This window comes from Cupriavidus necator N-1, from assembly GCF_000219215.1.
GTDB classification, from domain to species: Bacteria; Pseudomonadota; Gammaproteobacteria; order Burkholderiales; family Burkholderiaceae; genus Cupriavidus; species Cupriavidus necator.
This window is the reverse complement of sequence record NC_015723.1, coordinates 1,583,337-1,596,078: the sequence shown is the minus strand read 5'-3', so window position 1 is coordinate 1,596,078 and position 12,742 is coordinate 1,583,337. Positions and strand designations below refer to the sequence as shown.

At 67.9% G+C, this 12,742-nt stretch carries 9 protein-coding genes and 1 pseudogene; all 10 read right to left on the bottom strand.

The window, feature by feature from the left end:
* Positions 1-4 precede the first annotated feature (4 nt).
* The 10 genes and pseudogenes from CNE_RS25300 to CNE_RS25260 all read right to left on the bottom strand — a co-directional run bounded on the left by CNE_RS25300 (position 5) and on the right by CNE_RS25260 (position 12,550).
* The gene (locus CNE_RS25300) at positions 5-1,816 is read right to left on the bottom strand and encodes an IucA/IucC family protein (protein ID WP_013953141.1); all 1,812 of its coding nucleotides are present in this window, start codon (positions 1,814-1,816) and stop codon (positions 5-7) included.
* A gap of 4 nt (positions 1,817-1,820) precedes the next feature.
* The gene (locus CNE_RS42930; protein ID WP_330995908.1) at positions 1,821-2,177 is read right to left on the bottom strand and encodes a hypothetical protein; all 357 of its coding nucleotides are present in this window, start codon (positions 2,175-2,177) and stop codon (positions 1,821-1,823) included.
* 89 nt (positions 2,178-2,266) lie between these two features.
* Positions 2,267-2,923: pseudogene (locus CNE_RS42925) on the bottom strand (MFS transporter); the annotation flags it as partial.
* 95 nt (positions 2,924-3,018) lie between these two features.
* Positions 3,019-4,503, bottom strand: coding sequence for an IucA/IucC family protein (locus CNE_RS25290; protein WP_404997179.1), 1,485 nt, complete (start codon positions 4,501-4,503; stop codon positions 3,019-3,021).
* A 296-nt stretch (positions 4,504-4,799) separates the two neighbouring features.
* A complete protein-coding gene (sbnB, locus tag CNE_RS25285) occupies positions 4,800-5,828 on the bottom strand; it encodes a 2,3-diaminopropionate biosynthesis protein SbnB (RefSeq protein WP_013953138.1) in 1,029 nt (342 codons plus the stop codon).
* Positions 5,825-6,847, bottom strand: a complete 1,023-nt coding sequence (gene sbnA / locus CNE_RS25280) for a 2,3-diaminopropionate biosynthesis protein SbnA (protein WP_013953137.1) — start codon at positions 6,845-6,847, stop codon at positions 5,825-5,827. The genes sbnB and sbnA overlap by 4 nt, the downstream gene beginning before the upstream one ends.
* Before the next feature lie 142 nt (positions 6,848-6,989).
* Positions 6,990-9,284 (bottom strand): TonB-dependent receptor, encoded by a 2,295-nt coding sequence (locus tag CNE_RS25275; RefSeq protein WP_013953136.1) that lies wholly within the window; start codon positions 9,282-9,284, stop codon positions 6,990-6,992.
* Positions 9,285-9,542: 258 nt separating this feature from the next.
* Positions 9,543-10,061 carry a thioredoxin family protein gene (locus CNE_RS25270; RefSeq protein ID WP_013953135.1) on the bottom strand — a complete coding sequence of 173 codons (519 nt, stop codon included), beginning with the start codon at positions 10,059-10,061 and terminating at the stop codon, positions 9,543-9,545.
* Positions 10,062-10,064: 3 nt separating this feature from the next.
* Positions 10,065-10,766 (bottom strand): cytochrome c biogenesis CcdA family protein, encoded by a 702-nt coding sequence (locus CNE_RS25265; protein ID WP_013953134.1) that lies wholly within the window; start codon positions 10,764-10,766, stop codon positions 10,065-10,067.
* A 260-nt stretch (positions 10,767-11,026) separates the two neighbouring features.
* The gene (locus tag CNE_RS25260; RefSeq protein WP_013953133.1) at positions 11,027-12,550 is read right to left on the bottom strand and encodes a Fic family protein; all 1,524 of its coding nucleotides are present in this window, start codon (positions 12,548-12,550) and stop codon (positions 11,027-11,029) included.
* Between the last annotated feature and the right edge of the window lie 192 nt (positions 12,551-12,742).

Genomic DNA, 12,742 nt, shown 5'->3' with positions numbered 1-12,742 from the left:
GGGCTCAGGCTAGCGGTGCGGATACGAGGAAGTTCGGGACGCCTGCCCACGCAGGCGTTTCGCCGTGGCGGCCGAAGCAGCTCAGCATGTTGGCCTTGGCGGGAAGGGTGGGCAGGCCCTGCAGCGACGCCAGCAGCTGGCGCAGCGATGGGCCGCCTGCGTCGAGCGCGGCTGCGGTGTCCTGCCACAGCGTGGCTTCGTCGCAGCCGCCCGTGCGCGCCAGGCAGGCGACGAAGTGGCCGATATGGTTGACCAGCACGTAATAGGCAAAGCGATGCAGCGCGGCTTCCTCGGTGTACAGGGCGGGACTGTCGGCATCGAACTGCGCCGCCCAGGCAAAGCGGGCGCGGCTGATGCTGGCGCCTTCCATGTCGCGGACATAGCCGTGCACCGGCCAGCCGCCCGCGAACGCGACCATGCTGTTCTGCAGGTGTGCCTCCAGGCTGACGCCGTGCTCGGCGAACAGGCGCGCCAGCGGCAGCAGCGTGACATCGAGATAGCGCGCCCACCAGCGGCGGATATCCGCCGCGCCGGGTTGATGGCCCAGCGCTTCGCGCAGCAGGCCGTCCAGGATGCCGGCGCCATGCGCGGGCTCCTCCAGCACCGTGGCGAGCACTTGCGCGGCGTCGCCATGCGGGCCGGTCATGCCTTGCCGGAAGATCACCGCGGTGCTCGCGCGCAGCGCGTTGTCGGGCAGGGCCAGCACGGCGTAGCCGGTTTCGGCCAGCACCGTGAAGTGTGCGGACGAACGCGCCGCCTCGGGCAGCATGGCGATGGCGCGGCTGGCATCCAGCGCGCGCCGCACGTGCTCGGGCGGATTGTTGCGGACAAAGTTGGTGATGCGGATATCGAGCGCCAGCTTGAGGAAGCGTTGCTGCTGCGGCAGCCACACCGTGCGTACCGACGAGGTCGGCCAGGCCAGCTCTCCCAGCGGCCCGAGGGAAATCATCGCGCGGCTGGCCAGCAGTGGCTGGATCTCGCTGTGCGCGAGCAGCTGCGTGGCTTGCCAGGGATGGCAGGGCAGCAGGCGGTAGTCGCCCTCCTTGAGCAGGTCCGCGGCGGCCTCCATTGCCGCGGGGTCGATAGGCAGCGGCTGGCCGTCGATGGCGCTGCTCTCCAACTGGTCGCTGGCGACGGCGAAGTAGTGCAGCTGGAAGGCGGCGCCGAGCTCCGGCGCATAGCGTTGCAGCGCATCGTGGCTGAACCCTTCCGACGCCTTCGACGTGGCGTGGAATATGTGCCCGAAGCGCAGCCCCTGCTCGGCAGCGATAAAGCGCGAGGGCGCTTGCCGTGCGGGCGCTTCGCGGTGGTACAGGCGCACCTTCTGGACGCCGTTCTTCATCAGCGTGGCAAAGCGCTCCGGCCAGTCGGTGGCGGCGCTCTGTGGGTAGGCATGCGCGAGCGCCTGGGTGATGGCATCGGCCAGATTCTCGGCGCGGCGCAGCGGGGCGAAGGCGCTGCCGTCGGACAGCACCGCATCCGCGAGCCGGTGGTAGCCGATCGGGGATACGTAGGAGAGCGCAGCAGCCAGCCAGCGGTGGCGGCCGTCGCGATCCGCCAGTGCCAGCACCGCCGGTACCAGCCCCTCGGCACGCCAGCGCGCAAGGGTACTTCTCAGCGCAGCCGGCACCGGGGCCGGAAGGTGCGCGTCAAGGCGGGGATCGACGATGCCGGTCTCGCGGCAGTAGGTGTTGAAGAATTGCTCGATCAGGCGGCGCTCGACGGCGTCGGGCGCGGCGGCATCCCGGTCCGGGCGATGGGCGCGCAGGCGCCCTTGCGGCGCCACGGTGGTCGATGGCAGGAGAGTGGAAAGCATGCAGTTACCTCGCATCAGGGACGGTGGCAAACAACGATGAGCGATCAGGGACGACGAGTGCGGCGGCCAGCGCGAACATGGCGGCGATCAGCCATAACGTGCCCGCCGGGTCGGAGCGTGGCAGCCACGCCATCACCGCCAGCGGCCCGACCAGTTGCCCGGCGGTCATGGCGCTCTTGGCGATGCCGGTGGCGCTGCCGTGCAAACTCGCGGGCAGGCGGGCGCAGCAATAGGACAGCATGGATTGCGCGAGCGCGGCGAACAGCGCGCCCTGCACGACCCGGAGCGCGCCGATCTGCCAGAGCGCATCGGCAAGCGGCAGCAACGCGAGCGCGACGGCGCAGCCGCCGGCGGCCAACATGAATACGCGCACGGTCGTGCCGCGGTCGCTGAGCGGCCCCACAGCGGGCTGGCGAGCATCGCGGCCAGCCAGCCCAGCGCGTGCAGGAAGCCGGTCTTGCTGCCGAGCAGGGCATCGTACGGGTAGCGCTGCTGCAGGTAGAGCGCGAACACGTTCACCAGCGCGAACGCGCCGGCCTGCGTCAGGCAGCCGGCCAGCAGCCAGCGGCGCAGCGACGCGTCCGCCAGCATGGCGGCGAATCCGCGCGACGAGCCGGCGCCTGGCAACGCCTGTGGCGCCGGCTCGCGCAGCCGCCATGCGAGCAGCAGCGTCAGCACGGCATTGGCCGCGGCCACTGCAAGCAGCATCGGCCGCACCGTCCACCAGTCCTGCAGCACGCCGCCGAGCACGGGGCCCAGCAGCGCGCCGGTGGCCACGGCCGATTCCTGCATGCCGAAGGCACGGCCGCGCATGCCGGGCGTGCTGACGCGGCCGATGCAGATGGTCAGCAAGACGCCGACGGCGCTCGCGCCCTGCAACAGGCGGCCGACCATGAAGCCGGCCACGTGCGTGGACAGCCCCATCAGCAGCAGGCTGGCGGTGAAGGCCGACAACGACAGCAGCAAGGGCCGGCGGTAGCCCCATCGTTCGCACCAGCTGCCGGCGAACGGCGCCAGCAGCAGCGCGCCGACGCCCGGCGCGGCCAGCGCCAGGCTGCTCCAGTGCGCGGCAGCGGGGCCGGCGAGGTCGCGCAGGTAGAGCGGCATGATCGGCACCAGCGTCATCAGGCCCGTCGTCACCACCGCCTGGCCGGCCAGCAGCAGGGCGATGTCGCGCGACGGGCCGGCTTGCGGCGCCGGCGTCATGACGGGACTCCGCTCTCGCGCAGCGGATTGCGCAGGCTGCCGAGCGCGCTGGGCATGCCGGTACTGGCGGTGTCGCGCGCCAGCAGCGGCGCAAGCAATTGCTTGAATGGCCATTCCGGCGCATCCAGCAGCGCGGTCCGCGCAATCTCTGCGGTCCGGTTGCCGGTACCGGCGGCCAGCAATCGGGCGATCTCCTCGCGCAGGATGCGCCAGCCCGTGCGCTCGTCGCTGTCGAAGGCCACGGCGATCGCGGCGGCGATGGCGTACAGGTTGACCTCGATCGCCAGCGTTTGGAAGTACGCGAGCAGTTGCGCCGGCGCATCGAGCATCAGCGTATTCGGCGTGGCGGTGTCCACGGCGTACGCGGGCACGTCCGCGCCGGCCTCTGCGAGCAGGGACGGGCAGATGCGCAGCGTGTCGTGATCGCGCAGCAGCAGCGCCCGCGGGCCTGCCTCGCCGACCACCAGCACGACGTTCTGCCCATGCAGCTCGGGCATGACGCCGTTGGCAAAGCAACGCAGGCCGGTTTCGAGCATCAGGGCCGCGATGCACCGGAATGCCGCCCAGGCCTCGTCGGCATCGGTGCAGGACAGCCGGCGCAGCGCCGGCAGGTCGTTGCAGGCGGTCAGCGCCGCGCACGCCGCCATGGGCAACAGCCACGTGCCAGCCGCCAGGTCGCCGGGGTAGCGCCTGAGCACGCAGGCGAGCTCGCCCGGCTCAGCGATCAGCGAGTCGTGCTGGCGCAGTGCCCACCAGTCGCGCTCGTCGCAAAGCAGCAGGTGCTGGCCGAGCCAGGGATCGCGCGCCCGCAGCTGCGCCAGGCATTGTTGCGCGAGCGCACCGTTGTGCAGGTAGCGCGCGGGCAGGGTGCGCCTGGCCCCCAGTGCCTGCACGCCCAGCGACAGCTTGAGGTGGAGCTCGGGCCGGCCATGCATGACGAGCGAGCGCAGTGAGGCGGTCGGGTAGGCCGCACCGATGCCGCTACCGAGGTCGATGCATGGCGCTTGCCCGCTGGCGGCGGCGTGGGCCTGCTGCTGCCATTGCCACGGGTGCACCGGCATCCACAGGTAGCCGCGCTGCGCGCCGGCGGCTTCCGCGCGTGCCACCAGGCGGTCGAGTTCGTCGGGCGGCAGCAGCGAGCGGGCCAGCGGTTGCGCTGACGCTTCCATCGCCGAACCGGTCCGGAGCCGGTGTAACGGCACGGCAATCCAGTGCAGCCATACGGGCTGGCCGGATTCCGCGTCGAAGCCGGCGTGCGGCCCGGTCGCATCGCCCCAGGCCTTGGCGCGAGCGAGCGGATGGAAAGGGCGGTCGCGCAGGCAGCAAACCGCCTCCCACGACAGTAGCGAGCGCGGCGCCGCCGCAAGGCGATCCAGGATGGCCGGCTCGTGCGCAAGCGTGCGCGCGGCTTGCGCCTCGGCCAGCGCGAACAGCGTCTGCAGGCGCCCGCTGCGGCCGGGCCACCAGTCCGCCGACTGCAAGGCTTCCAACGCCGCGGCGGCGCCGAGCGGCATGGAGCTGCCGTCGCGTTGCAGGACGACGGGCGGCCTGTCATCGCCGGCGCCAAGCTGCAGCGGCCGGGGGCCGTCGAGGCGGCGGCCAAGCCAAAGCAGCGTGCCGGCCGTACCCAGGTCGACGGCGAGCGCGGCCAGCGGCGTGTCGTCAGCGGCTACCAGCCGGCAGTGCTCGCGCATGCCGTACAGGTTCTCCTGCCATAATGCGTCCAGCAGGTCCTGCGCCAGCATCCGCTCGCGTACGGGGTGGTGTGGCAGCACCGTCATAGCAGGGGCAGGCGCACGCCGACGCCGCGCTGCAGCGCAAGCTGGTAGAAATGGCGCGCGCACACCATATCGTCCAGCGCCATGCCCATCGGGTTAAGCAGGATGATCTCGTCGTCGCGCTCGCGCCCCGGCTTCGCGCCGATCACGATCTCGCCCAGCTCGGCATGCAGCTGCTCGCGGCTGAAGCGGCCTTCCAGCACCAGTTGGTTGATGATCTTCTTCTCGCGGTTGGACTGGTCCCAGTCGTCCACCACCACCTTGTCGATCTTCTCATAGACGTCCTTGTGCACGTCCATGATCGAGACGTTGGCGACAAAGGCTCCGGGCTTGAGCCAGGCATGCTCCAGGTACGGCGCATCCGCAACCGTGCAGGTGACGGTCACGTCGGCGGCACGCACCGCCGCCTCGGCGCTTGCCGACAGCTCCCAGCCAACCGCCGGGAAGCGCGCGCCCAGCTGGCTGCGCATCGCCTGCATTGCGTCGCGCGACAGATCGAACAGGTGGATGCAGCGGATGCCCGGGAACTGCTCCAGCAGCGTCTGCAGCTGCATGCGCGCGATCGGGCCGCAGCCGATACAGGCCACGTCGGTAAAGCTCGCGCGCGCCAGGTGGCGCGTCGCCACCGCGGTGATGGCCGCGGTGCGCATGCCGCTGATCAGGCCGCCTTCCATGATGGCGACCGGATAATTGGTCTGGGCGTCGTTGAGCACGATCACGGCGCTGGCGCGTTCCAGACCATGGCGCTGCGGGTTGTGCTGGCGGCTGCCGATCCACTTGATGCCGGCGACCGGGTTGTCGCCGCCGACGTAGCAGGGCATCGCAATGATGCGGTCGGCGATATGGTCGGCGCCGGCCCAGCGCAGGTAAGGCTTGAGCGGCTGCACGCATTCGTCGCGCGCATGCAGCGCCAGGCCTTCGGCAATAGCCTGAACAAAGGCGTCGGAATGGTCGGCGCCAAGGGCGATCAGGTCGGCGCGGCTGAGGTAGCGCAGCTCGGCAGCGGGGGTCTGGATGGGGGCGTTCATGCGGTCACTCCGTGTGCAGGGATGGACGATTGCGCGGCAGCCGAAGCCGTGCGCGCGCGATGGATGGCGGCGACGCGTTCCAGCCACGCGTCGTCGTAGACGGTGTCGAGATAGCGTTCGCCGCGGTCAGGAAACAGGGTGAGGATGCGGGGCGGGCGTGCGCTGCGTGGCAGGTCCTGCAACAGGCGGCCGATCGCGGCGACCACCGCGCCGGACGACCCGCCGGCAAAGATGCCTTCCTGCGCCAGCAGGCGCCGGCAGCCGAGGGCCGCCGCGTGGTCGTCCACATGGATGACCTGGTCGATTTCTTCGCGGCACAGCAGCTCCGGCACGCGGCTCGCGCCGATGCCCGGCAGCTCGCGGCTGGCCGGCGGGTGGCCGAACAGCACCGAGCCGGCGGCGTCCACGCCCACCACCTTCAACGCGGGCCACGCCTCGCGCAGGCGGCGCGCGATGCCATGCACCGTGCCCGAGGTACTCACGCCGAGCACCAGCACGTCGACCGGCCGGTCGAGCTGGCGCAGGATTTCCTCGCCTTCGCCGTGGTAATGGCTTTCCCAGTTGCGCGGATTGCCGTACTGGTTGATCCAGACCGCATCCGGCAGGTCGAGCAGCATCTGCCGCACGCGCGCGATACGCGTTTCCAGGTAGCCGCCCTGGCTGTCCTTCTCGGTCACCAGCTCAATCCCGGCGCCATAACAGCGCAGGATCGTCAGGTTGGTCTGCGAGATCTTCGGGTCGACCACGGCGGTGAAGCGCAGTCCCTTCAGCCGGCATACCATGGCCAGCGCGATCGCCAGGTTGCCCGACGAGCTTTCGACGATGTGGGCGTTGGCGCCGATGGTGCCTTCGGCGAGGCCCTTTTCGATGATGTAGCGGGCAGGGCGGTCCTTGACGCTGCCGGCGGGATTGAATAGCTCCAGCTTGGCAAAGACCTCGGCCCCGGTGTCCCCGAACAGGCGGCGCAGATGGACCACGGGTGTCCCGCCGATACTCTCGATGATGCTGTTGCAAACCATGGCTTACCCCTCATTCGATGTTGCCCGGCACCGTGCCTGGGCAATTTGTATCGCTTTGTAAATGATAATTATTTACATCTGAGCTTAAAAAAATGCCGGCCGAGGATGGCCCCGACAAGGCCATCGCCGTCCGGCGGCTGCTTTACCAGCGGTGCTGGTACATCGCGGTCAGCGTGATGCCCGCAGCCGGCAGGCGGCTGGTGTTGTTGCTGTTGCGCATCAGCTGGCTGTACAACGGGTAGTAGTAGCGGTTGAACAGGTTCTCAATCCCCACCGTTATCGTGTCCTTCTTGCTGACCTGGTAGCGGCTGATCAGGTCGACGGTGGTGTAGCTGCTGACCTCGCGCCGCCCGAAGCTGTTCTGGTCGTTGAGGCGGTAGTCGCGGCCGCCGTAGTAGGTCACCTGCAGGCGGTTGCTCCACGTGCTGATCGGCCGGTACTGGACGTAGGCGGTCAGCTTCAGCGGCGGTATGCGGTAGCCGGTCATGTTCTGGAAGCTGCTGCTGCCTTGCGGCTGCTCGCGGCCGTTGATCCAGGTAAACGTGCCGCCCGCGCCCCAGGTCTCGCTGTCGCTCAGGTAGTCGGCGGAAGCCTCCACGCCCGCGATGCGTTCCTTGGTGCGGGTCAGGATCAGGCCGTTGTTGAAGCTCTGCACGTCGCCCAGTTGCGAGGTGGTGTAGAACAGCGCCAGGCTCGCCATCGTATTGCCGAACGCGCCGCGCCAGCCGATTTCATAGTTGTTGGTCTTGACCGGCTCCAGGCTGGACGAATTGATATCGAAGCCCGGGCGCGCATTGCGGATCTGCAGGCCGATATCGGGCAACTGGAAGCCCTGGCCGAACGAGGCATAGAACTCCTGGTTCTTCACCGGCGCGTACGCACCGCCGATATTGAACAGCCACGCGCCATAGTTGACCGTGCCGCCCTTGACCGCGACCGGGTTGCTGACCTTCGATTGCGACAGCGGCACGAAGTCGTCGAAGCTGGCGTTGGCGCGCTCGTAGCGCACGCCGCCCTCCATCGACCATTGCTCGTTGAACTTGTGCTGCAGCTGCCCGAAGACGCCGCCGCTGCGGGTGGCCAGCGGCGGCATGTAGGTCAGCGAACCGGTCTTGTTGAAGACCAGGCCGCCGCTCTGGTCATAGGTGCGCGGATCGAACACATCGAGCGGCATGTCGCTGCGCTCCTGGTTGTAGTCCGCGCCCCACAGCAGCTTGGTCTTCTTGTCCGCGCCCAGCGGGGTGCTGATGGTCAGGCGCCCGCCAAATACATCGCTGTTCTGGCTGACCTGGTCCACGTTGCCGCCACGCGTGGCCACCGCGCGCGCATCGAACGGCGGGAAGCGGGTGAAGTAGTCGCGGTAGTAGATCTGGGTGGACACGGTGCTGCCGAGCAGGTCCAGGTTCTGGTAGCCCAGGTTGACGACGGTGTTGCGCAGCTCGTTCTGGTTTTCGAGCTGCAACCCCTTAATCGCGCGCGCGGCCGCGGTGCCAGGCGGCAGCTTGGCCACCGAGGGATCGGAGGCGTAGTTGGTGTTCTGCTTGGCCTGGTACTGGCTCACGCTCAGTTCGATGCGCTGCTGGCTGTCGATGCGCCAGCCCAGCTTGCCGCTCACGTTGTAAACGTTGGAATCGAACAGGTCACCCTGGCTCGGCTCCGGTGCGATGCGGTGTCCGTGGGCGTCATAGGGGCTGCCGATATGCTGCGCGCCCAGGTGGAACGCGTAGTCGATCGGCCCCTGGCTGCCGGAGAAGTGCTGCTGGACATTGGCGCTGAGCCCCTCCTTGCTCAGCCGCGTCAGCGGGGTGCCCAGCGTCACGGTGGTATCCGCGCTGGGCGGGCCACCCGCAGGCCGCGTGGTGATCGCGATGATGCCGCCGTTGGCGCCGGCGCCGTAGATTGCGCTGCTGCCACGCATGACCTCGATCTTCTCGATATTGCTGGGATCGATGGTGGCGAGGTTGCGCGCCGAATCCCGGTTGGTGTTGAGCGGAATGCCATCCACCAGGATCAGCGTGCCGCGGCCGCGCAGCGTCTGGCCGAAGTCTGTGACCGTGCGGCTGGAGTCCGCCATGCCCGGGATCAGCTTGCTCAGCATGGTCGCGAGATTGTTGGAACCCACCTTCAGTTCCTCGATTTCCTCGCGTTCCAGCACCGTTACCTGGCGCGTCGGGCTGACGAGGTCGCTCTTGATCCGGTCGACCCTGACCTCCACCGCATTCAGCTCGCCACCGTCGGCCTTGGCAGGCGGGCTGTCCTGCTTTGTGCTCGCACCGGATGTGCCGGTTTGCGCGACGGCGGACGCGGCGGCCATTGCCTGCGCCTCGGACAGCAGCGGAGTGCCCGCGCCGATGGCGGCCACAAGAAGAGCGAGCGGACGTACCCGGCAGCGGCCGGCCGGCCCCGCCAGGGTGACTGAGCGTGTTGCGGTTTGCATGGTGATGGTCAGGCCAACGTAGTGATGTGCGAAATGTGCTGTAATAGAACTCCGTGAGTTGTAATAGTAATAGTAATGATTCGCATTAACAATAAATTGTGGAGGAATCTAAATTTTCGTCTGGTGTGCCGGGAAACCGGCTCGGATGTGTCTTGGAACCCGAGACAGGTTCCAAGGGCCGGGCCGTGCCTGAGAGCACGGCCCGGGGCGCGGCAGGCTCGTTCGCCATCCGCGCTCGATGGCGGCGGTATGTCAGCCTTACTTGCGCCCGGCCAGCGCCTTCTGGATGGCCGCTTCGGTCTCGGCGTAACTCCCTTCGCCAAAGTGCTTGTAGACCACGGTGCCGTTGGCATCGACCAGGTAGAGCGCCGGCCAGTACTGGTTGCGCCAGGCGTTCCAGGTGGCATAGGCGTTGTCCTGCGCGACCGGGTAGCGGATATCGAAGCGCTTGAGCGCTGCCTGCACGTTGGCGGTGGACTTCTCGAAGGGGAACTCCGGGGTGTGGACGCCGACCACAACCAGGCCCTTGTCGCGGTATTTGTCGTACCACTGCCGCACATGGGGCAGCGTGTTGATGCAGTTGATGCAGCTGTAGGTCCAGAAATCGACCAGCACGACCTTGCCGCGCAGCCCGGCAACGGTCAGCGGTTCAGCGTTGAGCCACTTGTCGATGCCGGTGAATTCAGGCGCCTTGCCATAGTCGGCAGGGGCGGCGGCTGCATACTGGGCGGCAACGATGGCGGTGGTGGCCAGCAGGGTACGAAGGAAGCGGTGCATGGTTCAGGCTCCAGGTTGGGAGGCAGGGAAAAGGGAGGTCAGCCAGGCGACGGCAAGCGTGTCGTACTGGAAGTACATGGCGATGGCGGTCGCCACCACCAGCACACCGAAGGCTTGCTGCAGCCGGTGCGTGTGACGGGCCAGGCGGCGCACGTGAGTGGTGGCGAACTGGCCGCCATAGGCAATGCCCAGCATCGGGATGGCCGCGCCAGCCGCGAACAGCGCCAGCAGCCCGGCGGCGCGATGCAGGTCTTGCGCCTTGGCCACCAGCGCGAGGATCGACGCCAGCACCGGCCCGGCGCACGGGGTCCATACCGCGCCCAGCGTCATGCCCAGCACAAAGCCGCCGGCCACGCCGGTGCCGGTCCGGCCGCCGGCGCCCGCCAGGCGGTCGACCACGCCGGCGAACGGGGCCGCCAGGCGCTCGAAGCCCGCCGGCCAGAGCCGCGCCAGGCCGGCGCCCAGCAGGAACAGGATGGCCGCGTTGCGCACCACGCCCGGGGCTTCGCTGAAGGCGCTGGACAGCGCGCCGAAGACAATGCCCAGCGCGGAAAAGGCGCTGACGAAGCCAAGCGCGATCGCCAGCGGGCGCAGCCGGCCGGATTCGCCCACCGAGCCGGCGAGCAGCATGGGCAGCACCGGCAGCACACAGGGTGAGGCAATGGTCAGCACGCCTGCGGCAAAGGCAAGGAAGGCGTCGATCATGGGCGGCCCCCGTTGGCGTGCGCGGTGCCGTAGCAGGCACGATGGCAGGGGCGGGGCGGCGGATGGATGGACATGGCGGAGAACTCCCGGTGTTGGCGATAGACGCATTCCACCGTCCGCACGTATCCCGGCTGTTTCCGCTTCCGGGCATCCGTGCAATCTTTCATGTCTGCAGCGGCCCGGGATACAGAGCGAAACATAGTAGCGCCGCACCCGCCGCACGGTGACCGCACCGGGCGTGCCAACGCGGTGCCGCCGCTTCAGCGGCTGCCGTGGAGCTCGAGGTATTCCGTGAATTCGTCGCGCACGACGGCTTCAATGCGGGCGAGCTCGTCGTCCGTGATGTCTTCGAACAGCTTGCGCTTGCGCCTGGACAGCTCGCCGTGGTTCTGGACGATCAGGTCGATCAGGTTCGACAGGCGTGACTGGCGCAGGTCGAGCCAGCTTTCCAGGCGTGTGACGCTGGCATCGTAAGCGCGCAGGTACTGGATCTCCTGCGCAAGGTCTTGCTCGACGCACTGCTCAATGCATTCGAAGACGAATTCGCACAGCGCTGTCGCATCAAAGGATGCGTAAAGCCAGCCGGGCTGTGGCGACTTGATCAGGATCGTGTCGCTGTCCGAATCCAGCGCGTAGTTGAGCAGGGCCGTCCGCGGGGCGGAATAGGACTTCAGCAGGGCGGCATAGGTATCGATCTGCTTGAGCATCCGCGCCGACACCGGCAGCACTACGCCATCGGGCGTGACACCGGCCTGGCGCAGCAAATGGTGGATGAGGAACCGATGGAGCCGGCCGTTGCCGTCGTAGAACGGGTGGGCGAAGACAAAGCCAAACGATACACACGCCGCGGCCACGATCGGGTTTGCCGCCTGTGCAGCGACCAGGCCCGCCACCGCGGCAATCCCGTCCATCATCGCGCCAAGCTGCTCGGGCGGCGGGGGAATATAGTCCGCGATGTTGCGCATGCGCCCGCCGCGGGACAGCCAGTTCTGCTTGTCGCGGTAGGAGAATTCAGCGCGCAGCCCCGAGATGATTTCGTTCTGCCACTCGCACAGCTGCTCTTCGGTAAGCGGGGCGGGATTGCCGGCGTACTCCAGCAGTCGCCTGAACTTGGCGACCCGCTGGTTATCGGGGATCTCGTGCTCGATGGAGTAGGTCGATCGAGTTTCCGCGAGGTAGAGGTAGTCCACCGCGCGCGCCAGCAACTCTGGCTCGAGCCGCTTGATGGCCGCGGCCACGCGGCCGGGGAGGTCGGCGGCAATGTACTGCGCCAGCTTCTCGGTGCGGCGCACCAGGGGGCAAAACGCGGCCGGGCCAAGGTGGTTGTTCTGGATGCCGAACTGCAGGTCCGGCGTTGCCGGGCCGGTCAGGTAGTGGGTCTCGTCCAGCGCCAGTACCCTGGGCGCCCCGGCCGGCAGCTTGTAGTCGAATTGCGCCCCGGCCAGCCATTTGGCATAGAACGCGCTCAGCCTCGCATAACGGGAGGTCGGGGTGGCCGCCAGCCACTCGCGTACAGCCTGCACCGCTTGCGCATGCTCGAACAGCGCCGCCAGCACGGTCAGGTCCAGGTGCTCCTTCTTCAGCGCGAACGTCAGGTGGTCCACGGTCGTGTCGGCGCCGCGGTAGCGGTTCCTTGGGTACACGGTGCGCGTGGTGCCGTCCGGTCCGGTGTGCGTGCTGAGGACCCCGGTCTTGTCGGCGAGAGCGGACGTCGAGCGCAGCGGCGGGACGCGCAAGCCGAACTTGCGGATAAGCGCATCGTAGCCTAGTGGCGCATGAGACATATGAAGTCGCAATCCTTGGGTGCGGGTTTGCCCGGAGCTTACCAGAGTTTCTACAGAATTTACCAAAACATCTACTTGATGGCCAAATGCTTTCCATTCTATCTATAGCGATGGACGGGCAACCTGATCGCCGGGCTTCCCAGGAGTTCTACAGGACTTACCGTTTCGTCTACTCTCGGGGGTAGCCTGGAT

Excerpts from the sequence above, each read along its gene's own strand:
- CNE_RS25300 (WP_013953141.1), bottom strand. The coding sequence starts at position 1,816 with ATGCTTTCCACTCTCCTGCCATCGACCACCGTGGCGCCGCAAGGGCGC.
- CNE_RS42930 (WP_330995908.1), bottom strand. The coding sequence starts at position 2,177 with ATGTTGGCCGCCGGCGGCTGCGCCGTCGCGCTCGCGTTGCTGCCGCTT.
- sbnB (WP_013953138.1), bottom strand. The coding sequence starts at position 5,828 with ATGAACGCCCCCATCCAGACCCCCGCTGCCGAGCTGCGCTACCTCAGC.
- sbnA (WP_013953137.1), bottom strand. The coding sequence starts at position 6,847 with ATGGTTTGCAACAGCATCATCGAGAGTATCGGCGGGACACCCGTGGTC.
- CNE_RS25275 (WP_013953136.1), bottom strand. The coding sequence starts at position 9,284 with ATGCAAACCGCAACACGCTCAGTCACCCTGGCGGGGCCGGCCGGCCGC.
- CNE_RS25270 (WP_013953135.1), bottom strand. The coding sequence starts at position 10,061 with ATGCACCGCTTCCTTCGTACCCTGCTGGCCACCACCGCCATCGTTGCC.
- CNE_RS25265 (WP_013953134.1), bottom strand. The coding sequence starts at position 10,766 with ATGATCGACGCCTTCCTTGCCTTTGCCGCAGGCGTGCTGACCATTGCC.
- CNE_RS25260 (WP_013953133.1), bottom strand. The coding sequence starts at position 12,550 with ATGTCTCATGCGCCACTAGGCTACGATGCGCTTATCCGCAAGTTCGGC.